13 protein-coding genes are annotated in these 25,548 nt (G+C 69.1%); 5 read left to right on the top strand and 8 right to left on the bottom strand.

Features of this window, described 5'->3' with window-relative positions; translation table 11 throughout:
- Nucleotides 1-21: 21 nt before the first annotated feature.
- The 4 genes from gspE to purL form a co-directional block, all read right to left on the bottom strand.
- Nucleotides 22-1,743 carry a type II secretion system ATPase GspE gene (gspE, locus tag AC5P98_RS17670; RefSeq protein ID WP_014035931.1) on the bottom strand — a complete coding sequence of 574 codons (1,722 nt, stop codon included), beginning with the start codon at nt 1,741-1,743 and terminating at the stop codon, nt 22-24.
- A 136-nt stretch (nt 1,744-1,879) separates the two neighbouring features.
- On the bottom strand, nt 1,880-3,733 hold the full coding sequence (locus AC5P98_RS17665; protein WP_014645887.1) for a S8 family peptidase: 1,854 nt from the start codon (nt 3,731-3,733) through the stop codon (nt 1,880-1,882).
- A 157-nt stretch (nt 3,734-3,890) separates the two neighbouring features.
- Nucleotides 3,891-11,072 carry an ESPR-type extended signal peptide-containing protein gene (locus tag AC5P98_RS17660; protein ID WP_049418953.1) on the bottom strand — a complete coding sequence of 2,394 codons (7,182 nt, stop codon included), beginning with the start codon at nt 11,070-11,072 and terminating at the stop codon, nt 3,891-3,893.
- Between the two features lie 439 nt (nt 11,073-11,511).
- Entirely contained in the window at nt 11,512-15,396 is a 3,885-nt protein-coding gene (purL, locus tag AC5P98_RS17655) for a phosphoribosylformylglycinamidine synthase (RefSeq protein ID WP_099476194.1), read from the bottom strand.
- Nucleotides 15,397-16,226: 830 nt separating this feature from the next.
- On the opposite strand from purL, the gene AC5P98_RS17650 reads away from it, so the two are divergent.
- Entirely contained in the window at nt 16,227-18,326 is a 2,100-nt protein-coding gene (locus tag AC5P98_RS17650; protein WP_049404727.1) for a glycosyl hydrolase family 18 protein, read from the top strand.
- Between the two features lie 121 nt (nt 18,327-18,447).
- Here AC5P98_RS17650 and AC5P98_RS17645 read toward each other — a convergent pair whose 3' ends face one another.
- A complete protein-coding gene (locus tag AC5P98_RS17645; protein WP_014645882.1) occupies nt 18,448-19,233 on the bottom strand; it encodes a thioredoxin fold domain-containing protein in 786 nt (261 codons plus the stop codon).
- Between the two features lie 100 nt (nt 19,234-19,333).
- Nucleotides 19,334-20,311, bottom strand: coding sequence for a site-specific tyrosine recombinase XerD (gene xerD / locus AC5P98_RS17640; protein ID WP_046428433.1), 978 nt, complete (start codon nt 20,309-20,311; stop codon nt 19,334-19,336).
- 56 nt (nt 20,312-20,367) lie between these two features.
- On the opposite strand from xerD, the gene AC5P98_RS17635 reads away from it, so the two are divergent.
- Nucleotides 20,368-20,859, top strand: a complete 492-nt coding sequence (locus tag AC5P98_RS17635; RefSeq protein WP_049404120.1) for an RDD family protein — start codon at nt 20,368-20,370, stop codon at nt 20,857-20,859.
- A 179-nt stretch (nt 20,860-21,038) separates the two neighbouring features.
- On the opposite strand, the gene lptG is transcribed toward AC5P98_RS17635, so the two are convergent.
- Both lptG and lptF read right to left on the bottom strand, forming a co-directional pair.
- Nucleotides 21,039-22,145: an LPS export ABC transporter permease LptG gene (gene lptG, locus AC5P98_RS17630; protein WP_032962258.1), complete on the bottom strand. Its 1,107-nt coding sequence runs from the start codon at nt 22,143-22,145 to the stop codon at nt 21,039-21,041.
- On the bottom strand, nt 22,142-23,224 hold the full coding sequence (gene lptF / locus AC5P98_RS17625) for an LPS export ABC transporter permease LptF (RefSeq protein WP_032962260.1): 1,083 nt from the start codon (nt 23,222-23,224) through the stop codon (nt 22,142-22,144). Before lptF ends, lptG begins: the two co-directional genes overlap by 4 nt.
- A gap of 104 nt (nt 23,225-23,328) precedes the next feature.
- Here lptF and AC5P98_RS17620 point away from each other — a divergent pair, with 104 nt between their 5' ends.
- The 3 genes from AC5P98_RS17620 to AC5P98_RS17610 all read left to right on the top strand — a co-directional run bounded on the left by AC5P98_RS17620 (nt 23,329) and on the right by AC5P98_RS17610 (nt 25,526).
- Nucleotides 23,329-24,807 carry a leucyl aminopeptidase gene (locus tag AC5P98_RS17620; RefSeq protein ID WP_049404118.1) on the top strand — a complete coding sequence of 493 codons (1,479 nt, stop codon included), beginning with the start codon at nt 23,329-23,331 and terminating at the stop codon, nt 24,805-24,807.
- Nucleotides 24,808-24,889: 82 nt separating this feature from the next.
- On the top strand, nt 24,890-25,315 hold the full coding sequence (locus AC5P98_RS17615) for a DNA polymerase III subunit chi (protein ID WP_014645876.1): 426 nt from the start codon (nt 24,890-24,892) through the stop codon (nt 25,313-25,315).
- A gap of 19 nt (nt 25,316-25,334) precedes the next feature.
- Complete coding sequence (locus AC5P98_RS17610; RefSeq protein WP_014035920.1) at nt 25,335-25,526, top strand: YqaE/Pmp3 family membrane protein; 192 nt, start codon at nt 25,335-25,337, stop codon at nt 25,524-25,526.
- The last annotated feature ends 22 nt before the right edge of the window (nt 25,527-25,548 follow it).

Raw genomic sequence — 25,548 nt, 5'->3', positions numbered from 1 at the left:
AGCCCCGGCGTCCTGCACGCATCAGCTTTCCTCGGTCACGCGCAGCACTTCCTCGATGGTGGTCTGCCCGCTCAACGCCTTGGACAGGCCATCCTCGTACATGGTGCGCATGCCGGCCTCGCGGGCGATGCGCTCGATCTCGCCCATGCCATCGCGGCGCATCACCGCACGGCGCAGCGCATCGTTCATCACCAGGAATTCCATGATGGTGGTACGCCCCAGGTAGCCGGTCGGCGCCAGCGCAGACGGCTTCGGGCGGTACAGGTGGATCGGCCCTTCCGGCTGCAGGCGGCGCAGTTCGAACCGCTCGATCTCTTCCGGCGAGGCTTCGTAGCGCTCGGCGTGGGTCGGCTCCAGCCGGCGTACCAGGCGCTGGGCCAGGATGCCGTTGATGGTGGACGTGAGCAGGTAGTCCTCCACGCCCATGTCGAGCAGGCGGGTGATGCCACCGGCTGCGTTGTTGGTATGCAGGGTGGACAGCACCAGGTGGCCGGTCAGCGCCGACTGGATGGCGATGCGCGCGGTTTCCAGGTCGCGCATTTCACCGATCATGATGATGTCCGGATCCTGGCGCACGATGCTGCGCAGGGCATTGGCGAAGTCGAGGCCGATCTGCGGCTTGGCCTGGATCTGGTTGATGCCTTCTATCTGGTATTCCACCGGGTCTTCGACCGTGATGATCTTGACGTCGGCGGTGTTGAGCTGGCTCAGCGCGGTGTACAGCGTCGTGGTCTTGCCCGAGCCGGTCGGGCCGGTGACCAGCAGGATGCCATGCGGCTGTTCCAGCACCTTGCGGAACTGCGGCAGGAAGGCATCGGTGAAGCCGAGCCGGTGGAAATCGAACACCACCGTTTCGCGGTCCAGCAGGCGCATCACCACGCTTTCGCCATGCGCGGTCGGTACCGTGCTCACGCGCAGGTCCAGCTCCTTGCCCTGCACGCGCAGCATGATGCGGCCGTCCTGCGGCAGGCGGCGCTCGGCGATGTTGAGCCGGGCCATGATCTTGATGCGGCTGATCACCGCAGCGGTGAGGTTGGCCGGCGGGCTTTCGCCCTCCACCAGCACGCCATCGACGCGGTAGCGGACCTTCAACCGGCTCTCGAACGGTTCGACATGGATATCCGAAGCGCGCAGCTCCACCGCACGCTGGATCACCAGGTTGACCAGGCGGATCACCGGTGCTTCCGACGCAAGGTCGCGCAGGTGCTCGATGTCGTCGACCGCACCGCCCTCGCCATCCGCGGTTTCCACGATCGCGCCCATCGCGCTGCGGCCCTGGCCGAACCAGCGCTCGACCAGGTCATCGATCTCCGCGCGCATGCCCAGCACCGGTGTCACCGGGACCCCAAGGGCCAACTGCACGGCCTGCTGTGGATAGGCGTCGTGGGCATCGGCCAGCCACAGCCGCACCCCGTGTTCATCCAACTCCAGCGGGCACACATGGAACTGCTTCAGGAAGCGCAGCGACAGCGGAAGTCCCTCGGCCAGCGCCTGCGGCGGGGCCTCCGGCACCTGCTTGCCCTCCAGCAGCGGCAGGCCCAGCACCTCAGCGCTGGCCTGTGCCTGGTCGCGTTCAGACACCAGGCCCAGGCGCACCAGCAGGCCCAGCAGACTGCCGCCGGCCTCGGCATGCAACGGCCGCGCGCGTGCCAGGTCTCCTTCCTTGAGCCGGCCGCGCGCCAGCAACGCATCCAGGATGCGGCCTTCGGCGTCGTCGGTAACGGTTGCAGCGAGCGCGTTCACGTGACTCTCCTGTCAATCGGCCCGACTTTAGCAGTTAAGCCGTGATTTCCGCCGCCCTGCGGCCACCTTTCGTAAAAAGACGAAGCCCGTCACACAGGGTGACGGGCGTCGGCCGTTCAACTACGACATGAGGTGATTACTGCGTGGCGAGAATGCTCACGCCGTTGTATGCCGCTTCGCCCACCACCTTGATGTAATAGGTACCCGCCACCGGCTTGTTCACCCGCACCGTTTCGGACGTGCCGGGACGGGTCGACTTGCCGTCGTTGTCGCTGGCGCTCGGCTCACGCCCCTGGGCAATGTAGACCGAGACGTTGCCGGTGCCACCGTAGGTGATCACGCTGAGCTGCTTTCCGGCGACGGCTTCGAAGCTGTACAGCTTACTGCTGCCGGCAGCACCGTTCAGGCCGCCGACTGCGGCCTTGTTGGTCAGCGGCGTGGCCACCGGCCCGCAGTTTTCGGTGCACGGTTCTTCCAGTGCCTTGGCCAGCGCGGCCTTGGCATCGAGGATGCCGGTACCGATCGGGGTCGCCGCCGGGATGGCGACCGGGAACGGACGCGCCGTTTCCTTCAGCAGGGTACGCATCGCGGCCGGGGTCAACGGATCCTTGCCCTTGGCGATCAGTGCGCTCTGCACCAGTGCCGCAACGGCGGCCACATGCGGCGAGGCCATCGAGGTACCGCCCATGCCCATGTAGCCCGGCGTGCCCGATTCCGGCGTGGTGGCCGCATTGGAGCCGGTCTGCCAGATGTAGCCGCCCGGGTTGCCGTCGACACTGCCGCCACCGCCCGGACCGGACAGGTCCACGCGGGCTCCATAGTTGGAGTAGTAGGTGATGCCACCGGTGATGCGGGTGGCACCCACGGTCACCACGCCTTCGCAGCTGGCCGGCTGGTACTTGGACGCGTTGTCGGCTTCATTGCCGGCAGCCACCACCACCGTGGTACCGCGCGAGATCGCGCCGTTGATCGCGTCCTGGTAGGTGCTGGCGCAGGAACCACCGCCCCCCAGGCTCATGTTGATGATCTCGGCCGGATTGGTGTTGGCCGGGATGCCGGTCACGGTACCGCCGGAGGCCCAGGTCACCGCATCAGCGATGTCGGACAGGTAGCCGCCGCACTTGCCCAGCACGCGGACCGGCAGCACCTTGGCCTTGTAGGCGACACCGGCCATGCCGACGCCGTTGTTGGTCTGCTCGGCCACGGTGCCAGCGACGTGGGTGCCGTGCCAGGAACTGTCGTCGGCCAGCGAGCCGTCATAGCACTCGTTGTCGTTCTCGACCCAATCACCGTAGTCCTGCGCACCCGGCACGCGATCGTTGGTCGGGCGCCGCGAGGTCTCCGCATCGCTGATGAAGTCGTAGCCTTCCAGCAGGTTTCCGACCAGGTCCGGATGCTGCGGCAGGACGCCGGTATCGATCACTGCCACCACGATGCCCTCGCCCTGCGAGACATCCCACGCCGCCGGTGCGTTGATGCCGCCGACCGCATTGTGCAGATGCCACTGGTTCTGCTGGTAGAAGGGATCGTTCGGCACCAGCGCCGGCTGCACGTTGCCGGCACGCAGTTCGCTGCGGCGCAGCTTCACGTCGGCTTCGGCGTACTGCACCGACGGATCGGCCTTCAGTTCCTTCAGCACGCGCTGCAGTTCGGCCGGTGCCAGGCGGCCCTGCACACGGATGAGGTCCGCACCGGTAGACAGCTTGCGGACCACCTGCGGGCCGAGCGTGCTGGCGCGTGACGTGCCGCCGGAGAGACTGGCACGGGTCAGTGCGGACTGCACGGTGGACAGCTTCGCCGAGCGGTCGGTGGCGGCAGCAGCGCCGGCCCGGTACTTGACGATGATGCGCTCGGTACCCGGCTGGGCGGTGCTGGCCTGGCGCACCGGTTCACGGGTCGGCAACCCGGCGGCGTGGACGGCACCGACCGCCGTCATCGACAGCACGGCGGCGGCAAGCACATTGATGCGAAGGTTCTGCTTCTTGATCACGTCGAATTCCTCTTCTGGGTCATGGATCGAACCAACACTGCGGCCATCATTCCTTGACGACTCCCGGCCGGCCCAGCCGGGATTGCCGTGACCTCCCCCCAGGCCCTCACTGCAGGTACGGCGCCGGCGTGGGTGGCCGCCGGCGCGATGGAGTGGCTTACCAGCCGAAGCCGGCACCGACGCCGACCGAACTGTCGTCACTGCTGAAGGCGCCGCCGAAGGTGACCGTGGCGCGATCGCTGATCGCACGCTGGTAACCCAGCGACAACGCCGACTCGCCCCCCTGGAAACCGATGCCGACGCCGACACGGTTCTGGGTGCGGATACCGGCGGCACTGGTGGCCATGTTGAGCATCGCTGCGCTCATCGCGCCCTGGCGGTCGATGCGGCGGTCCATGTGGCGCAGGCGTCCGTCGATCTCGCCCTTGAACACATCGAAGCTGTCGGCAACGGCCTGGACGCGGCTGTCGGTGTAGCTGTTCGCCGTCGCCATGCCACGGTCCAGCTGGCCCTTGTTGACGGCGTCGGTGGCGGTGGTGCCGGCGGCGACGTTGGTGACCTGACGTTCGTTGCCTTCGCTGCCCACCGAGACCGTGTTGGCACGATCGGCAACCGAGCCCTGGCCCAGCGCCACGGCATTTGCCGCCGTGGCACTGGCGCCCTGGCCGATGGCCGTGGACGAAGCGCCGCTGGCTACCGCGCCATCGCCCATGGCCACGGCGTTGAAGCCGGTGGCCGGGGTGCCGACCGGAATGCCCGCCCCCGCCGCGGCCACCGTCGGCGTGCCCTGCACGCGTGCGGTACTGGCCGGCGCGGCATCGGCCGTTGCCGGTGCGTCGGCCACGCTGGCCAGCGGGCTTTCATCCAGCGAAGCACTCATTGCGCGCAGGCTGGACGCGCCTGCTCGCGTGCCACCGGCAGTGCGACGGTCAATCTCACTGACCTTGCGGTCCAGCGCGCCCAGCGCATCGCCGACATTGCTGTAGGTGGCGCCCTGGATCACGTAGTTCGGCGCCACGAACACGCCCTGCATGCCGACGCTGGCACCACCGCCGAGGAAGCTGGCGGCATCACTGAGCGACTGGAACAGCTGACCGCCATTGATCGCCTGGCGGCTGCCGGCGGCGATGTTGCCCGCGCCGACGTTGTCGATGGTGGTGCCCTGGAAGCCGGACAGGGTCAGGCGGTCACGGCTGGCGTCGTCATAGCCGACGGCGCTGGCCGCCGTGGTCTCGACCGTGGCGATGCGCGAGTCGAAATCACCGACACGGGTTTCCACTGCGCCTACGCGCTGGTTGGTGACGTTGAGCTGCGAGCCGGTGACCGCGTCGCTGCTGCCGGCGGCGATGCGGCCGTCGGCCACATTGACGATGCGGCGCGCGACCGGGCCATCGGTGCCGTTGCCACCACCGACCGACACCACGTTGGCATCGAGCGCACGCGAGCCCGCACCCAGTGCCACCGAGTTCGCACCGGACGCGCCGGCACTGTTGCCCAATGCAAGCGCACCGTTGCCGATGGCCATCGCATTGGCACCCAGCGCATTGCTGCGTGCGCCGCTGGCACTGGCGGCCGAACCGATCGCTGCGGCATCGCTGCCGCTGGCACTGGCGGTACCCGCGCCGCTGGCCTTGACGTAGCGTGCGGTGCCATCGGCGGTCGCCGCGACCGCATCGAGCTGGCCACGATTGACTGCATCGGTGCGCTCGGTACCGGCGGCGACACGGGTGATCTGTCGATCACTGCTGGCACTGCCGACCGACACGGTGTTGGCACGATCAGCCACCGAGCCTGCGCCCAGTGCGATGCTGCCGGCCGCCGAAGCGTTGGCACTTACACCCACCGCGGTAGCGTTCGCACCGGTGGCCTTGCTGCCGTAACCCACCGCAGTACCCAGTCGACCACTGGCTTCGGCGTAGCTGCCCAGCGCCGAGGCGCCATCGGCCGAGGCAGTGGCGCGGAAACCGCTGGCCTGCGACTGCGTGCCGCTGGCCGTGGCCTGCGCGCCGCTGGCGGTGCTGTAGGCGCCCTTGGCCTGGGCGCCGGCGCCGGTAGCGCTGGCGCCGAGTTCACTGGCGCTGGCAGCGCTGCCCACGGCCACGCTGTCGACACCACTGGCCTGTGCGTTGGTACCCAGTGCCGCCGCGTTGCTGCCGGTCGCCAGGGCGTCGGCGCCTACCGCCGTGGCGTTGGCGGCCATCGCGTTGGCGCCACTGCCCAGCGCGGTGGCACCGTTGCCGATGGCGTTGGACGCGTTGCCGGCGGCCAAGGCGTTGTCACCGTCCACCAGGGCACCGGCCTCGCCATCGGCATTGCCGCTGGCCTGGAACTGGCGGCTGGTCCTGTCGGCGACGCTGGCAACGGCATCCAGCTGGCCCTTGTTCACCGCGTCGGTGGCTTCGGTACCGGCTGCCACATGGGTCACCTGGCGTTCGCCACCGGCCTTGCCGACGGCCACGGTGTTGTCACGGTCGGCCTTGGAGCCGGCACCGAGGGCGACACTGTTGCTGCCGTTGGCGGTGGCGTTGGCGCCCAGGGCCGTGGCATTGCTGCCAGCGGCCCACGAGTTCCAGCCGATTGCCGTGGCGTAGTCTTCGGTCGCCCATGCGCCGGCACCGAACGCCGCCGCACCGGTGCCACTGGCACGCGACGGGATCAGGCCGAAGAAGGTGCTGCCACCGATGGCCACGCTCTCCTCGCCGCTGGCCTCGCTGGACTGACCCACCGCCACGGCACCGGTACCGGCTGCAGCAGCACCGAAGCCGACGGCGGTCGTGTTGGCACCACTGGCCGCCGAGCCGTAGCCCAATGCGGTGCCGAGGCGTCCACTGGCCTCGGCATAGCCACCGACGGCAGTGGTGCCATCGGCAGAGGCGGCACTACGGAAGCCGCTGGCCAGGGCCTGCGTGCCGCTGGCGTTGGATTCGGTGCCGGTTGCCGTGCTGTACGCACCGCTGGCCTGTGCACGCGCACCGACCGCGCTGGCGCCGAGCTCGCTGGCGCTGGCACCGGTGCCGAGCGCAAGGCTGTCTTCACCGCTGGCCTGCGCTGTGCTGCCCAGCGCCGCCGCATTGTTGCCGGTGGCCAATGCATCCATGCCCACGGCCGTGGCGTTGGCCGCCAGCGCGTTGGCACCGCTGCCCAGCGCGGTGGCGCCGTTGCCGATGGCGTTGGCCGCATCGCCGGCCGCCAGCGCGTTGTCGCCCTCGACCAGTGCCCCTGTTTCGCCATCGGCGTTGCCGCTGGCCTGGAACTGCCTGCTGGTCTTTTCCGCTGCGGCGGCTACGGCGTCGAGCTGGCTCTTGTTGACCGCATCATTGCCCTGCGTGCCATCAGCCACGTTGGTGATCTGGCGGGTGTTGCCACCGCCGCCGACCGACACGGTGTTGTCGCGGTCGGCGATCGAATCGGCACCCAGCGCCACGCTGTTGGCAGCGCGCGATTCGGCGGCGTTGCCCAGCGCGGTGCTGTTGATGCCACCGGACCAGGCGCCGCCACCGACGGCGGTGGAGTAGTTGCCCGATGCTTCGGTGGCCAGCACGCCGAACAGCGATCCGCCGACGGCGACGCTGTTGGTGCCGGTGGCCAGGCTGCCCTGGCCAGTGGCGGTGCTGTAGGCACCGGAGGCTTCCGAATCGCCGCCCAGCGCCACGCTGTTGGAGCCGGAGGCATTGGCGAAGTTGCCGAAGGCTGTGGCATTGAAGGCCGAGGCCTGTGCATAGCCACCGATGGCGGTGCTGTAGCCGCCGGTCGCCTCGGCACCGATGCCGAACGCTGCCGACGCGGTGCCACTGGCGACACTCTCGCTGCCGACCGCGGTGGCGCCGCTGCCACTGGCATTGCTGAAGTACCCCACTGCCACCGCCTCCTCGCCGGAGGCTTCGGACAGCACGCCGGTCGCGGTGCTGCCAGCACCGCTGGCGATGCTGGCCGCACCGAACGCCGCACTCTGCTCGCCACTGGCCTCGCTTTCCGCACCCTGCGCGGTTGCGTATTCAGCGGTCGCCTGCGCATTTGCACCGACCGCGCTGGCGTTGGCGGCGCTGGCCAGGGCGTTGACGCCCAGTGCCTGCGCATTGCTGGCCAGCGCGTTGGCGCCACTGCCGAGTGCGGTGGCCCCGTTGCCGATGGCGTTGGCCGCATCACCGGCGGCCAGCGCGTTGTCACCGTCCACCAGTGCACCGGCCACATCACCGCCGTTGCCGCTGGCCTGGAAGAAGCGGCCGGTGGTGGCTGCCGCGCCCGCCACGGCATCCAGCTGCGCCTTGTTCACCGCGTCGGTGGCCTGGGTACCGGCGGCGACGTTGGTCACCTGGCGTTCGTTACCGGTGCTGCCGACCGAAACGCTGCGGGCGCGGTTGGCGACCGAGCCGGCGCCCAGTGCGACGGCGTTGCTGGCGCTGGCGTTGCTGCCGGCACCGAGCGCGATCGCGCTTTCACCACCGGCCACCGTGTTGGTGCCGATGGCGATGCTGTTGAGGCTGTTGCCCAGCGCCTGGAAGCCCAGCGCCACGCTGTTGTCGCCATAACCGAATGCGCCGCGACCGACGGCGGTGGAGCTGGTGCCGTTGGCCCAGCTGTTGTAACCGATGGAGGTCGCACCACTGCCACTGGCCCAGGCCGCGTTGCCGAATGCCGAGGCATTGGTGGCCGTTGCCCAGGCGCCGGAACCGAACGCACTCGCCCCGCTTGCGGTAGCCCAGCTGTAGCCACCGACGGCGGTGCTGTCGTCACTGCTGGCGAAGGCGCTGTCGCCAACCGCAACCGCGTAGCTGCCGGTCGCACGCGACTTGCCGCCGGCCGCGAAGCTGTTGTCTCCGCTGGCCCTGGCGGCGTTGCCGAACGCACTGCTGGCAGCGCCGGTCGCCTGCGCACCACTGCCGACCGCCGTGGCGTCGGCAACGGCAGTGGTGCCGACCTGCTGTGCTGTACCGTCGGCACCGATGATCGGCTGGTTGTACTCGTCGTAGGCCTGGCCGAGGCCACCGATGGCAACACCGCCATTGCCGGTGGCGTTGCTGTTGCGCCCCACCGCCACGGCGTCGTCACCGATGGCCGAGGCCGCTGCGCCCTGTGCAATCGCGCCAGCGCCGATCGCATTGCTCGACGAACCCGCCGCAACCGCACCTTCGCCCTCGGCCAATGCACCGGCATCGCTGCCTGCTTCCGGCTGGGCCTGGAAGAAGCGCGCGGTGCTGTCGGCGGTGCTGGCCACCGCGTCGAGCTGCGCCTTGTTCACTGCATCGGTGGCTTCACTGCCCGCGGCGACGCTGGTGATCTGCCGTTCGTTGCCGGCACTGCCCACGGCCACGCTGTTGGCACGCACCGCTTCGGAGTTGGCGCCGAGCGCAACGCTGTTGGCACCGCGTGCGGTGGCGTAGTAGCCCACGGCGGTGCTCTGCGCGCCGCTGGCCCAGGTCTGCGCGCCGAGCGCGCTGGCGTTCTCGCCCGGTGCGTAGGCGAAGTAGCCGACCGCAGTCGCTTCGGCGCCGGACGCTTCGGTCAGGCTGCCGTTGGCCACCGCGCGATCACCGCTGGCGATGGCGCCGGCGCCGACGGCGGTCGACGCTTCGCCGCTGGCCTGGGTCTGCACGAAGAAGCCCAGGCCTGGAATCAGATCGGCCGGGCCGCCGATGGCCACGCTGCTGGTGCCGGTGGCATTGCTCTGCGTACCCAGCGCGGTGGAGTAATCACCGATGGCATTGGCAACCGCACCGAACGCGGACGACTGCGCGCCGGCGGCATATGCGCCCACGCCAAAGGCAGACGCGGCGAAACCGCCGGCCTCGGCACTCGCACCCACCGCAGTACCACCGACACCGGCACTGGTGGCGCCGGTTTCCACCGGCACGCCGCCACTGGTGATCAGCGGATTGCCATCGGCATCCACCGCAGCACCACCGACGGCGACACTGCCTGGGCCGTTGGCCTGCGCGTTGTTGCCGAACGCGGCACTGTTCTGACCTGAGGCCAGTGCGTTGTTGCCCACCGCGGTCGCGTTCTGTGCGACGGCATTGGCGCCCGCGCCCACGGCGGTGGTGCCGTTGCCGATGGCGTTGGCCGCCTCGCCAGCCGCCAGCGCCTCGTCGCCCTCGGCCAATGCACCCGCATCACTGTTGCTGCTGCCCGTGGCCTGGAAACGCTTGGCGGTGGCATCGGCCACGGCGGCGACGCCCTTCAACTGGCCGACGTTGACCGCGTCGGTGTCTTCGGTGCCCGCCGCGACGCTGGTGATCTGCCGGGTCAGGCCGTATTCGGCGGCGCCGACCGACACGGTGTCGACACGGTCGGCCAGCGAGCCGGCGCCCAGCGCCACGCTGCCGGTGGCGACCGCCGCCGAGTTGGACCCCAGCGCGGTGCTGTACTCACCCACGGCAGTGCTGAACGCCCCCACCGCGATCGATGCTTCATTGGCGGCAGTGGCGCCGCGGCCCAGTGCGGTGCTGCCCGGGCCCATCGCCACGGCACCACCGCCGACGGCCGTCGCGCCATCGGCAGTGGCTTCGGACAACGCACCGAGTGCGGTGGCCGCGCCGTTCTCGCTGGCTGCGTACGCGCTGGCGCCGACGGCCGTATCGCCAAGCCCGAACGCGGCCGCGCTCTGCCCGACCACCACGCTGGCATCGCCGATGGCCAGGGCGCCCTGGCCGAAGGCACTGGCGCCGAGACCGGCGGCAATGGCCTGGGTCCCGATGGCGGTGGTGGCGTTGGCCAGCGCCTGTGCACCGGCGCCGGCCGCGACTGCGCCCTGCCCCTCGATCTTCGCCGCGTCGCTGTCATCGCCTGCGCCGTCGGCCTTGAAATAGCGGTTTCCATCGGCGGCGACATCAGCCAGCGCGGCCTGTGTGGCGCGCGCCTGCGCGTCCAGCTGCGCCTTGTTCACCGCATCGGTGCCCTGCGTACCAGCAGCCACGTTGGTGAGCTGGCGCTCCTTGCCAGCATCGCCGATGGACACGGTATTGGCCCGCGTGGCCTTGGAGCCAGCGCCCAGCGCCACGCTGTTGGCGGCGCTGGCATTGCTGTTGCTGCCGATCGCCACCGCGTTGCTGCCCTTGGCCGTGGCCGAGCCTTCGATCAGGCACTTTTCCAGCAGCTTGCCGCTGAATGCAACGCAGGTGGCGCTGCCGCCGATCTGCACCGACTGTGCCGTCGCGCTGCCGCTCATGCCCAACCCCAATACCAGGCCCAGTGCCACCGCCAGCAGTGCGGGCGTGGCCTGTGTCGCATCGCGGCGCTGGTCGACGACCCCGCCACTGCTGCTGTCGGAGGAGGCCAGTTCCGAGGCCACCACCAATTGACCCAGTGCTTTGTTCCAGACCTTGCGATAAATCCGATTCATCGGTACGGCTCCTGATTGGACTGGTTTTGGGCAAAGCAACGCCACCGCTGGGCTTTCCGGCCCAACGTCCCCTGGGGGCGTTTATTCGCGTGATTTACTGCGGGGTATTGCCGAACGGCGCGCAGCGACAGAAAACCGAGCGCGTGCGCCAACCGGTTACTGCGAAATGAATGATTCTGAAACGGGGTTCAAGTGTTAACGGCAACTTTGCAGATCGTCAAGACTTTGACACGACAAATCCTATTGCCGTGAAGCAGTTCACTATTTCACGTGTTTATAAAGGCATTTTGTTAGACATACGTGACGAACTGCTGGCGCATGAAAACGGATGTAACTAGCGGCCAGATCAGCAATTTCACGCACACAAAGAAAAACCCGCCGACAAAGCGGCGGGTTTTTCCATACGCGGTGGCATTGCGGCCTGCGCGGAACGATGCGATCAGCCGCACCACACCCGCGCGTTGCGGAACATGCGCATCCACGGCGAATCACCCTGCCATTCAGCCGGTGCCCAGCTCAGGTTGAGCGCGCGCGGGGTGCGCTCCGGGTGCGGCATCATGATGGTGACGCGGCCGTCGGTGCTGGTCAGGCCGGTGATGCCGTCCGGCGAACCGTTCGGGTTCAGCGGGTACTGGCTGGCGACGTTGCCATGGCCATCGATGTAGCGCAGCGAGACGCGGGCGGCAGCCTGGTCGACGGCGTTGTCGAACACGGCCTGGCCTTCGCCGTGCGCCACCGCTACCGGCAGGCGCGAGCCGGCCATGCCACGCAGCAGGATCGACGGCGATTCCACCACTTCCAGCAGCGCGGTGCGGGCTTCGAACTGCTCGCTGGCATTGCGGCGGAACTGCGGCCAGTGCCCGGCACCCGGGATGATGTTCTTCAGCTGGCTCATCATCTGGCAGCCGTTGCACACGCCCAGCGCGAAGCTGTCTTCGCGCGCGAAGAACGCGGCGAAGGCATCACGCAGCGCACTGCGCTCCAGGATCGAGGTGGCCCAGCCACGGCCGGCACCGAGCACATCGCCGTAGCTGAAGCCGCCGCAGGCGACCAGGCCGGTGAAATCCTGCAGCGCCACGCGGCCTTCGATCAGGTCGCTCATGTGCACGTCGAAGGCGCGGAAGCCGGCACGTTCGAAGGCGTTGGCCATTTCGATCTGGCCGTTGACGCCCTGCTCGCGCAGCACCGCCACGCGCGGACGCGCACCGGTGCTGATGAACGGTGCCGCCACATCCTCGTTCAGGTCGAAGCTGAGCTTGGGCTTCAGGCCCGGTGCGTTGAAGGCACGGGCGACCTCGCGCTCGGCATCGGCGTTGGCCGGGTTGTCGCGGCGCTTCTGCATCGCGTGGGTGACCGACCACCAGGCGTCGAACAGTGCGTCCCAACGCCATTCGGCCAGGTTCTCGCCACCCAGCGACACGCGCACCACCGGCGCGGTGGTCGGCTTGGCGATGCGCTGTGCGCATTCGGTCAGTGCGTGGCGTTCGACCAGGTCGGCGAACGCAGCGCGGTCTTCGCGCGCGATCTGCACCACCGCACCCAGTTCTTCATTGAACAGGCTGCGGAACGGATCATCGCCCCAGGCATCGAGGGTGATGTCCAGGCCAAGGCGCGAAGTAAAGGCCATTTCGCACAGCGCGGCGAAGGCACCACCGTCGCTGCGGTCGTGGTAGGCCAGCAGCAGGCCAGACTGGCGCGCATCGCGGATCAGCTCGAAGAAGCCACGCAGGCGCTGCGGATCGTCCAGGTCCGGAGCGGCACCGGCGAAGGCCGGCAGATCGCCATGGTCGGCGTGCACCTGGGCCAGGATCGAACCGCCCAGGCGCTGCTTGCCGGCACCCAGGCCGATCAGCCACAGCTCGCTGTCCACGTCGCGGTCGAGCAGCGGGGTCAGCTGCTGGCGCACGTCGGCGACCGGCGCGAACGCCGAGATCACCAGCGACACCGGCGACACGCTCTTGTGCGCTTCGCCCTGGTCGTGCCACTGCGCCTGCATCGACAGCGAGTCCTTGCCCACCGGGATGCTGATGTCCAGCTGCGGGCACAGTTCCATGCCCACCGCCTTCACCGCGTCGTACAGCAGTGCGTCTTCGCCCGGATGGCCGGCCGCGGCCATCCAGTTCGCCGACAGCTTGATTTCATCCAGCGCATCGACCGGGGCCGCACACAGGTTGGTCAGCGCTTCGCCCACCGCCATGCGTGCCGACGCAGCGGCGTCGAGCAGGGCCAGCGGGGTGCGCTCGCCGATCGACATCGCTTCGCCGGCCACGCCATCGAAGTCGGCCAGGGTGATCGCCACGTCAGCCACCGGCAGCTGCCACGGGCCGACCATCTGCTCACGCGCGGTCAGGCCACCGACGCTGCGGTCACCGATGGTGACCAGGAAGTTCTTCGAGGCGACGGTCGGGTGCGCGAGTACGCGCAGGCCGGCTTCCTGCAGGTCCAGGCCGCCGGTCTTCAGCGCCGGCCAGCGCGGTGCCGGCGGGTGCGCGGTGTCGCGGTGCATCTTCGGCGGCTTGCCGAACAGCACGTCCATCGGCAGGTCGATCGGCGCATCGGCCGGGGTGTGGCCCGGCACGGCACCGTAGGCCACCACCAGGTGCTCCTCGGCGGTGGCCACGCCAACGGCAGCGAACGGGCAGCGCTCGCGGGCGCACAGCGCGGCGAACTCGGCCAGGCGCTCCTGGGCCACGCCCAGCACGTAGCGCTCCTGCGACTCGTTGCACCACAGCTGCATCGGCGACAGCGACGGATCATCGGTGGGCACCTTGCCCAGGTCGATGACACCGCCGACCTTGGAGTCGTGCAGCAGTTCGGGGATGGCATTGGACAGGCCACCGGCACCGACGTCGTGGAAGAACTTGATCGGGTTGTTGGCGCCCATCGCCACGCAGCGGTCGATGACCTCCTGGCAGCGGCGCTCCATTTCCGGGTTGTCGCGCTGCACGCTGGCAAAGTCCAGGTCCTCGGCGCTCTCGCCGGAGGCCACCGAACTGGCTGCGCCGCCGCCCAGGCCGATCAGCATCGCCGGCCCGCCGAGCACGATGACCGCATCACCGGCCTGCAGCGGGATCTTGTCGACCTGCACGCGATCGATCGCGCCGAGGCCGCCGGCCAGCATGATCGGCTTGTCGTATGCACGCACCAGATCGGCGCCTTCGGGCAGCTCGAAGCTGCGGAAGTAGCCGAGCAGGTTCGGGCGGCCGAATTCGTTGTTGAACGCGGCGCCGCCGAGCGGGCCGTCGGTCATGATTTCCAGCGCCGGCGCCATGCGCGGGTTCAGCGCGCGCGGCGCTTCCCACGGCTGCGGCAGCTCGGGGATGCGCAGGTGCGAGACCGAGAAGCCGGTCAGGCCCGCCTTCGGCTTGCCGCCACGGCCGGTCGCGCCCTCATCGCGGATCTCGCCACCGGCACCGGTCGAGGCACCCGGGAACGGCGCGATCGCGGTCGGATGGTTGTGCGTTTCCACCTTGATCTGGAACGCGCTGGGCACCTGCGGCTCGCGGCGGTATTCGCCACTGGCCGGATCGGGGCGATAGCGCGAGGCCGGATGGCCTTCGATCACCGCGGCATTGTCGCTGTACGCGCTGAGCGTGTGCTGCGGAGTCTGCTGGTGGGTGTTCTTGATCATCCGGAACAGCGAGCGGTCCTGCTCCTGGCCGTCGATGGTCCAGCTGGCGTTGAAGATCTTGTGGCGGCAGTGCTCGGAATTGGCCTGCGCGAACATCATCAGTTCCACGTCCGACGGCGACCGGCCCAGCGCAGTGAAACGCTCGCGCAGGTAGTCGATCTCGTCCTGGGCCATGGCCAGGCCGAGGCGCTGGTTGGCGGCCTCCAGCTGGTCTACCGGCACGCGCTCCAGTTCACCCCGGGCCGGTGCCGAGAACAGCGCCTGGCCCTGTTCCACGGTCTCCAGCACCGACTGCGTCATCGGGTCGTGCAGCGCCTTGACCAGCGCCTGCTGGGCGGCGGCATCGGCCGGCCAGCCCTGCACGTCGATGCGCAGGCCACGCTCGACCCGGCTGACCGACTGGCCGGCACCGCGGACCAGTTCGGTGGCCTTGCTCGACCACGGCGACAGCGTGCCCAGGCGCGGCACCACGATGCGGCTGACCGCGCCGTCGGCCACGGCTTCGGCCTGCGGCGCCGCTTCGAGGATGCGGCACAGGGTGGTCAGGTCGGGGGCGGCGCTGCCTTCGGGCTGCACGAAGTAGACGTGCCAGGCACCGCTGATGCGCAGGGAGGGAGCGATGGACTGCAGGCGGGATTCAAGACGTTCGCGGCGGAACGGCGACAGGGCGGGCGCGCCCTCGAGGACCATCATGTCCGGGGAACCGTAGTTGGGAAACGGGCCCGACATTGTACCGGAAGCGGGGGGATGGGCTTTGGCCGGGCGGCGCCCGGCACCCGCCGAGGCCAGGGCAACGGCAACGGCAATGGCAACGGCAATGGCCCAAGCAAAAGCTGGGTTCCCGTGGGACGGCGGGGTGGTGGGGGCCAGCAGGACACGCCGTAAACCCGTCCATGGGGGCTCGATGGCGCCATCCATGGCGCCAACGGTCCTGCTGGCCCCCACCACCCCGCCCCCGACAGTTTCCCGCGATGTGCGGTGGATCCACGCCATGCGTGGAGGCTCTGCGGTAGTGCCGGCCGCTGGCCGGCAACCAGGGAACATCAGAAATCAGGCATTGGAGAGCGCAGCGACCGGCTTCTGCTTTTGATTTTGATTTTTTGTTCTGTCTTTCGTGGCTGGCTGCGCAGGAACCTGTCAGAGGCCGGGTGGGTGGGGTCAGGCGGGGTGTCCGCGGCATGGTTGCCGCGGCCAAGCCCCCAGGGACGGGTTCACGGCGTCCCCGCCTGACCCCACCCACCCGGCCAAACCCATGAATTCGCGCCCGACCAGCCACGAGGGGCTCCGCCGATGGCCGCCGACCGCGCGCAGCGCCGCTCTCCGCCCGAATCCCGGAACCATGCGCTTGCTCACGGATTGACCACGCGATTGATGACAACGTTGTCCCCACCTGGCGCCGGACTCTCTCCCCGGCCCCCCAGGTACCCCGTCCGCCCCCTCCGTCGCCTTCCCGGGCGACGCCCGGACCTGCGTCACGCGCGGCGCCATCGGGGCCCGCGCGCCCTTTGATCGGAGACTTACCCATGTACGACCCGATTGTGCGCAGTGCCGAACGTTCGACCCGAAGCTGTCGTCCCCGCCACCTGGCCTGGCTGCTTGCCCTGGCCGCCGGTACCGCCGCCCTGCCCGGCCTGGCGCAGGCTGCCAGCTGTGCCGGCGTGGCCCAGTGGGACCAGGCCAGGATCTACCGGGCCGGCGATACCCTGCAGAAAGGAGGCGTCCTCTATCGGGCGAACCAGGACATCTGGAACGCGCCGCCGGACCATCCGGCCGGTGCGCCCTACTACACCAACCTTGGTGCCTGCGATGGCAGCGGCAGCAACCAGCCGCCGGTGGTCAGCCTGACCTCGCCGGCCAACGGCGCCACCTTCAGCGCCGGCAGCACGGTCAACGTGACCGCTACCGCCAGTGACCCGGACGGCAGCGTCGCCAAGGTCGAGTTCTTCCGCGACGGCAGCTCGCTGGGCGTGGCCACCGGTGCGCCGTATGCGGCCAGCTGGACCAATGCCAGCGCCGGCAGCCACACCCTGCGTGCGGTCGCGACCGATAACAACAACGCCACCACCAGCACCCCGACCATCACCATCACCGTCAACGCTGCCGGTGGCGATACCACCGCACCGAGCGTGCCGGGCGGGCTGGCGGCCGGAACGCGCACCGCCAGCAGCATCGCGCTCAGCTGGAGCCCGTCCACCGACAACACCGGTGGCAGCGGCCTGGCCGGCTATGACGTGTACCGCAACGGCAGCCTGGTCGGTTCGCCGTCCAGTGCCAGCTATGTGGATGGCGGGCTGACCGCATCGACCACCTACCGCTACCGCGTACGTGCCCGCGACAACGCCGGCAATGCGTCGGCACAGGGCACCGAAATCAGCGCCACCACGCTGGCCGGTGACGGCGGCACCACCGGCAAGCGGGTCATCGGTTACTTCACCCAGTGGGGCATCTACGGCCGCAACTACCGGGTCAAGAACATCGACAGCAGCGGCTCGGCCGCACGCCTGACCCACATCAACTACGCGTTCGGCAACGTGCGCAACAACCGATGCGAAGTCGGCATCACCCAGCCGTCGGATCCGAACAGCGGTGCCGGTGGCGATGCCTTCGCCGACTACACCAAGGCCTTCAGTGCCGCCGAGAGCGTCAGCGGCAGTGCCGATACCTGGGACCAGCCGCTGCGCGGCAACTGGAACCAGCTCAAGCAGCTCAAGGCCAAATACCCGGGCATGAAGGTGCTGATCTCGCTGGGTGGCTGGACCTGGTCGCGCGGCTTCTCCAGCGCAGCGCGCCCGGAAAACCGCCAGGCCTTCGTCGCCTCGTGCATCGACGCCTACATCAAGGGCAACCTGCCGGTGACCGACGGTGCCGGCGGTGCCGGTGCCGCGCTGGGCGTGTTCGACGGCATCGACATCGACTGGGAATACCCGGTGGCCTGTGGCATCGAATGCGGCAAGCCGGAAGACAACGCCAACTTCACCGCGCTGATGGCCGAGTTCCGCCGCCAGCTCGATGCGGTGCGGCCGGGCCTGTTGCTGACGGTGGCGGTGGGTGCCGGCATCGACAAGATCCGTGTCACCGATCCGGCCGCATACCACCCGTACCTGGACTACATCAACGTGATGACCTACGACTTCCACGGCGCGTGGGATGCGAAGACCAATCACCAGTCGGCGCTGTTCGATTCGCCGAATGATCCGTCCACCGGCGACCAGAAGCTGTACAACAGCAACGACGCCATCGAGGCCTTCATCAGCCGTGGCGTGCCCGCCGCCAAGCTCAACCTGGGCATTGGCTACTACGGGCGTGGCTGGACGGGTGTGGCCAACGCCAACAACGGCCTGTACCAGACCGCGACCGGCGCCGCCCCGGGTACGTATGAAGCCGGCATCGAGGACTGGAAGGTGCTGAAGAACCTGGCGTGGCCGGGCTACACCGACAACACCGCCGGTGCCACCTGGATCTACAACGGCAGCACGCTGTGGAGCTTCGACACCCCGGCCAACATCACCCGCAAGATGGGTTACGTGAAGACCCAGGGCCTGGGCGGCGCGTTCGTCTGGGAGTTCAGCGGTGACGATGCGCAGGGCACGCTGACCAAGGCGGTCAGTGATGGCCTGAAGTAAGCAAAAAGCCGGGGATGCGACACGCATCCCCGGCTTCCTGCCTGTAGAGCCGAGCCCATGCTCGGCTGCTGTTTCCGCAGCCGAGCATGGGCTCGGCTCTACAGGAAAAGACCAGCGGCGATCAGCGCTTGGCCGACAGCTTCTCCAGCGCGGCACGCAGCTGCGCCGGCGGCAGGTAGCCGCCCAGCTGGGTGCCATCCGGCGCGAAGATCGCCGGCGTTCCATTCACGCCCAGCTGCTGGCCCAGCGCGTACTGCATCGCCACCGGGTTGGTGCAGTTCCTGGCCGGCACGCTGCCACCGCGCTTGGCGTTGGTCAGGGCCTGGCGACGATCCGCTGCACACCAGACCGAGATCATGTCGGTGTAGTCCTTGCTGCCCAGGCCCATGCGCGGGAACGCCAGGTACTCGACGGTGATGCCGTTGCGGTTGAGTTCGGCGATGTCCTGGTGCAGCTTGCGGCAGTAACCACACTCGATGTCGGTGAACACGCTGATGGTGTACTTGGCGTTCGGCGCGGCAAACACGATGCGATCGCCGTGGTTGGCCTTGGCCAGCAGGCCGCGGCGGTAACCAAGCAGGCCCTCGCTGTTGGCCGGGCCCTTGGCGCGGGTGTCGTAAGGCTGCGACTGGAACAGGTAGCGGCCGTCATCGGACACGTACAGCAGCTGGCCGGAAACGACGACCTCGCGGAAGCCGGGGAACGGCGCGGCACCGATGTAATCGACCTGGAAACCCGGATTGAGCGCGGTCAACGCGGCACGTACCGCCTGGTCGGCCGGCGCGTTGGCGGCCGGGCTGGCCTTGGCCGCAGCGGCAGCAGGCGCCTTGGCGGCCGGCGGAGCCGGCTGGGCGCAGGCGGTCAGGCTGAGCGCACCGAACACGGCGGCGATGGCAAATCGGAGCATGGAGCGATCCGCAGCAGAAGAAGACTCCGGATTCTGACACAGCCGCCGGTACCGGGCCGCGACGCCCGGCACGGCCCCGGGCAGCGATTCAGCCCGGCGCTCAGCCGCGCGGATGGTGGCGGGCATGCAGCTTCTGCAGATGCTCGCGCGCTACCAGGGTGTAGATCTGGGTGGTCGACAAGGAACTGTGGCCGAGCAGCATCTGCAGCGCGCGCAGGTCGGCACCGCGGTTGAGCAGATGGGTGGCGAAGCTGTGGCGCAGGCCATGCGGGCTGATCCGCGCCGGGTCGATGCCGGCCACCTGCGCATGGCGCTTGACCAGGTGCCAGAACGCCTGCCGGGTCAGCGCATGCAGCGTCGGCTCGATGAACAACGGGGTCTGACCATCCGCCAGGGCATGCACCTTGCCCTTGCCGACCAGCAGCGGGCGCGACTGCTGCAGGTAACGCTCCAGCCAGTGCTGCGATTCCTCGCCCAGCGGCACCAGCCGTTCCTTGCTGCCCTTGCCGGTGACCCGCAACACGCCCTGGCGCAGGTTGACCGCCGTGGCCGGCAGCAGCACCAGCTCGCTCACGCGCAGGCCGGCGGCATACATCAGTTCCAGCATGGCGCGGTCGCGCAGGCCCAGCGGGCTGTCGATGTCCGGTGCCGCCAGCAGCGCATCGATCTGGCTCTCGGCCAGCGCCTTGGGCAACAGCCGCGGCAGCTTCGGGGGGTCGAGCAGCGCACTGGGGTCTTCGCTGCGTTCGCCACGGCGCACGCCATCGGCGAAGAACGCCCGCAGCGCCGACAGCAGGCGCGCGTTGCTGCGCGGCGACCAGCCGTGGCGGGTGCGCCAGGCCAGGTAGTCGAACAGCCCGGGACGTTCGATGCCGGCCAGGCCACCGTCGCGTCCATCCATCCAGCGCGCCAGCCCTTCCAGGTCGCGCCGGTAGCTGTCCAGGGTGGCGCGGGCCAGGCCGTTCTCGGCCCAGATCGCATCGAGGAAGCGCTGGATGCGCACACTGTCGTCGGCGCGCAGCTCGGGCAGTTGCTGGACCAGCTGGCGGCGTTCGGCGGGGGTGGAAACAAGGGCCATGCATGCAGGATACGAGGGCCACTGCGGGCACGGCCAGCTTTGCGTATGCTCGGCGCATGTCCCGCCCTGCCACCGACACGGCCCCTGCGGCCGCTACCGAAACGCCCCGTCCGCGCGCGCTGCTGCCCTGGCGCATGCTGGCGATGGTCTATGACGCGCTGCCGGTGCTGGCGCTGTGGATGCTGGCCGGCACGCTGTTCACCCTCGCCTACACCTTCAGCGGCCACGCGCAGCGCGAGAACATCGCGCCGTTCAGTACCTGGCAGTGGCTGCTGTGGGCGGTGTGCTGGGCGATCACGGGGTGGTATGCCACGGCCAGCTGGCGCCGTGGCGGACAGACGCTGGGCATGCGGCCGTGGCGGCTGAAACTGCAATCGCGCGATGGCACGCCGTTGCGGCGCGGCCAGCTGTGGCTGCGCTTCGCGGTGGGGACGCTGTCGCTGCTGCTCGGCGGTCTGGGATTCTGGTGGGCCTGGGTCGACCGCCAACGCCTGACCTGGCACGACCGCGCCAGCGGCACCCGCCTGGTGCGCATGCCCAAGCGGTGATGCACGATCTGTAGAGTCGAGCCCATGCTCGGCTGGCAGGCGGCGCGCAAAAAGCAGCCGAGCATGGGCTCGGCTCTACAGAATCCAGCACGCTGGGCCGGGATGCTGGTGGTCCTGGCACGGATGCCGAAGCGGTGGATTGCCCCGGTAGCGCCGGGCATGGCCCCGCGCTACCAGAATCAGCCCGACTTGCGCCGGAACAGCAATCCGGACACGGCCAGCATCACGATCGGCGGCAGCGCATAGGCAATGCGGTAATCGAACTTCAGCGCACCGGCCATGCGGCCGAAGAACAGCTGCAGCAGCCAGAAGCCCAGTGCAAACAGGATGCCCAGGAACAGGCGCTTGCCCATGCCGCCGCTACGCAGCGACCCGAACGCGAACGGCACCGCGGCCAGGCACAGCGCCAGCACGTTCACCGGGTAGAACCAGCGGCTCCAGTACACATCCTCGAAATCGCGCGCATCCAGCCCGTTGCGCTGGCGGTAGGCAATGCTGGTGCTCAGCTCAGCCACGCTGAGGTTTCGCGGCTTGGCGATGCCGGTGGCCAGCGCCGCCGGATCCAGCTTCGAGTTCCACGGCTCACGCGCCACTTCCTGGCGGGTGGCCGAGCGCTCGCCGAAGGTGTCGCGACGCACCCCGGTCAGCACCCAACCGTCCTTGTCGTGCTCGGCGGTGGCGGCATGGGTCAACGAGGCGATATTGCCGTCTTCGGCGATCCGGTACAGCCGCACGTCACGCAGGATCAGCCGCGTGCCCTTGTCGCCCACCAGCTGTTCCTCGCCGCTCTGGGCGTTGAGGAAGGTGTCGCCTTCGCGTGCCCATAGGCCGGAGTAGCGGGTGGTGGAGATGTCCCGCCCCCACTTGGCACTGGCCTTCAATGCATCGGCACGGTCCTGGCCCCACGGGCCCAGCGTCTCGGCGCTGAGCACCATCACTGCGGTCAGCAGCGACAGCGCGATCGCCACCGACACGCTCAGGCGCTTGCGCGACAGGCCCAGCGCACGCAGTGCGGTCAGCTCCGAGGTCGCGGCCAGCTGGCCCAGGCCCATCAGCGCGCCGATCACCGCGGCGGTCGGGAACATCGTGTAGGCGCGGCGCGGCACCGTGTACAGCACCCAGGCGGCGGCATGGCCCAGGGTGTAGCCGTTCTTGCCGATGTCCTTGAACTCGCCGGAGAACGCCATCACCACGTCCAGGCCGACCAGCACCGCCCAGGTCAGCAGCACCGTGGTGAACACCGACTGGCCCAGGTACAGATCGAAACGCATCGGGCGCAGCCTCATGCGCGGGCTCCCTTCGAGCGGCCCAGGCGGCCATCACGTGCATACATCCAGATCGCCAGCGCCAGCAGCGGCACGGTCAACCACCACAGGCCGAGCGCGGCCGGAATCTTGCCGTTGGCGATCCAGCCACTGCCGATGAACATCAGGTTGGTGCCCACCATGTAGGCCATCAGGGCCAGCATCATGCGGCCGTAGCGCTGCTGGCGCGGCGAGCTGCGGCCCAGCGGCACGGTCAGCAGGGCGAAGGCCAGCGCGATCAGCGGCGGTGCCAGGCGGCGGTGCAGCTGCGCCTGCGCCTGCGGGCGCTCATCACCGATCAGCTGCAGGGTCGGCATCAGTTCCGGGTCGTCCTCGGTGCGGGTCTGTGCACCGTCGGGCAGGGCCACGTCGTTGCGGGCAAAGGTCGCCAGCCGGTAATCCAGCGCGCCGGCCACCGGGCCTTCCACCTGGTGGCCATCATCCAGCTCCAGGAAGCGCTGGCGGGTGCCCTCGAAGAACATGCGGCCACCATTGGCGGACACCACTTCCAGGCGGTCATCCTTCTGGCGCTGCAGGAACACCTTGCCCAGCTGGGTGCCATCGGGCGAGATCGAGGACAGGTACACCACGCCGCCATTGGGCAGCGGGGTGAAGCGGCCCGGCTCCAGGCCGGCCATCAGCACGCTGCGGTTGGCCTCGATGATCATCTGCTCGGCCATCCGGCCGGCCCACGGGCCCAGCCACAGCGAGCAGGCGCCGACCAGCAGCACCACCGGCACCACCAGCATCAGCAGTGGCCGCAGCAGCCGCTTGGGCCCCACGCCAATGGCGGTGATGACCGCCATCTCCGAGTCACGGTAGAGCCGGGCCACGGCCAGCAGCAGGCCCAGCATCAGCGCCAGCGGCAGGATCAGCGGCAGGTAGGCGATGAACTGCAGGCCCAGCTGGGAGAACAGCAGCTTGGCCGGCAGGCGTCCGTCGGCGATGTTGCCGAGGATGTCCACCAGCACGCCGCCCACGCTGACCACCAGCAGGACGATCAGGGTAGCCAGGAAACTCTGGACGAAATCGCCCAGCAGGTATCGGTCGAGCTTCAGCATGGGGCGGTGGTTTAAACTCTGGGGTTCGTTCGCGGTGCCGCCCAGTCTACTGTCTGGGCGTAAACGGCCTGCGATTGTACGGACTCGCCAATGGAATCTGCTCAATGGCCCTCGAATTCACCCTGAACCACGTTGCTCCGGCCGCCGCCACCGTTGATTGCCTGGTGGTCGGCGCGTATGCCGACCATACCCTGACCCCGGCCGCGCAGGCCCTGGACGCCGCCAGCGGTGGCCGCCTGGCCGCCCTGGCCCAGCGTGGCGACCTGTCCGGCAAGACCGGCGCGACCACCCTGCTGCACGACCTGCCGGGCGTGACCGCGCCGCGCGTGCTGGTGGTCGGCCTCGGCGACGCCGCCCGCTTCGGCGTGCCGCAGTACCTGAAGGCCGTGGGCGACGCGGTGCGCGCGCTGAAGGCCGGCGCCGTCCGCAGCGCGCTGTTCACCCTGTCCGAAGTGGCCATCAAGGACCGCGACGCGGCCTGGGCGATCCGCCAGGCAGTGATCGCCGCCGATCACGCCGCCTACCGCTACACCGCCACCCTAGGCAAGAAGAAGGCCGACGATGCCGGCCTGGCCCAGCTGGCCGTGGCCGGTGACGACGCCCAGGCCCTGGCCCAGGGCCAGGCCATCGCCGCCGGTGTCGAGTTCGCCCGCGAGCTGGGCAACCTGCCGCCGAACTATTGCACCCCGGCCTATCTGGCCGAGGTCGGCGTGAAGTTCGCCGGCGAGCACGAGGGTGCCGAAGCCGAGATCCTCGACGAGCACCAGATGGAAGCGCTGGGCATGGGCTCGCTGCTGGCCGTGGCCCGCGGTTCGGCCAACCGCCCGCGCCTGGTCGTGCTGAAGTGGAACAATGGCGGCGACGCCAAGCCCTACGTGCTGGTCGGCAAGGGCATCACCTTCGATACCGGTGGCGTCAACCTGAAGACCCAGGGCGGCATCGAAGAGATGAAGTACGACATGTGCGGTGGCGCCAACGTCATCGGCACCTTCGTCGCGGCGGTCAAGGCCAAGCTGCCGCTGAACCTGGTGGTGGTGGTGCCGGCGGTGGAAAACGCCATCGACGGCAACGCCTACCGTCCTTCCGACGTGATCACCTCGATGTCGGGCAAGACCATCGAAGTCGGCAACACCGACGCCGAAGGCCGCCTGATCCTGTGCGACGCGCTGACCTACGCACAGCGCTTCGAGCCGGCCGCGCTGGTCGACGTCGCCACCCTGACCGGTGCCTGCATGGTCGCCCTGGGCCACCAGACCGCCGGCCTGATGAGCAAGCACGACGACCTGGCCAACGAGCTGCTGGCCGCCGGCGAGCACGTGTTCGACCGCGCCTGGCGCCTGCCGCTGTGGGACGAGTACCAGCCGATGCTGGATTCGACCTTCGCCGACGTCTACAACATCGGCGGCCGCTGGGCCGGCGCGATCACCGCCGGCTGCTTCCTGTCGCGCTTCACCGAAGGCCAGCGCTGGGCCCACCTGGACATCGCCGGCGTCGCCAGCGATGAAGGCAAGCGTGGCATGGCCACCGGCCGCCCGGTCGGCCTGCTGAGCCAGTGGCTGCTGGACCAGGTCGCCCGCGCCTGATGCCGTACCCGACCCTGGCCGGCAGACGCCGGCCGGGGCCTCGCCCGGCACTGCCGGGCCCTTGCCTGACCCGGACCCTGCCATGCCCCGCGCCGACTTCTACCTGATCGCCAAGCCCCGCTTCCTGACCGAGCCGTTGCGCCTGGTCTGCGAACTGGCGCGCAAGGCCAACGACGCCGGGCTGTTCACCCTGGTGCTGGCCCGTGACCAGGCCCAGGCCGAGGAACTGGACGAGCTGCTGTGGGCGTTCGACAACGATGCCTACATCCCGCACCAGATTGCCGGCGAAGACATGGACGAGGAAGAGGCCCTGGTGCTGATCGCCGTACCCGGCACCGACGCGCCGGCACGCCCGCTGGTGATCAACCTGCGCGATGAGCCCTGGCTGGGCCAGTGCGAACGCGTGCTGGAAGTGGTTCCGGCCGATCCGGAAGCGCGCGAACCGCTGCGCGAGCGCTGGCGCCAGTACAAGGCCGCCGGTTACGACCTCAACAAGCACGACATGTGAGCCCGGCGAGGACCCCTTGATGCGCCTGCTGATCGCCCTGATTCTTCCCTGGCTGTCCTTCTTCACCATCGGCCGGCCGCTGGCCGGGATCGTCTGCCTGATCCTGCAGATCACCCTGATCGGCTGGCTGCCCGCCGCCATCTGGGCCGCCTACGCGGTCAGCCAGTACCACACCGACCAGAAGATCCGCCGCGCCCTCGGGTCGCGCTGATCTCCCTTCCGCCTTGATTACC

The sequence above is a fragment of the Stenotrophomonas sp. YJH_SMC_135 genome (genome assembly GCF_059372355.1).
This window is presented reverse-complemented; position numbering and strand designations above follow the sequence as displayed.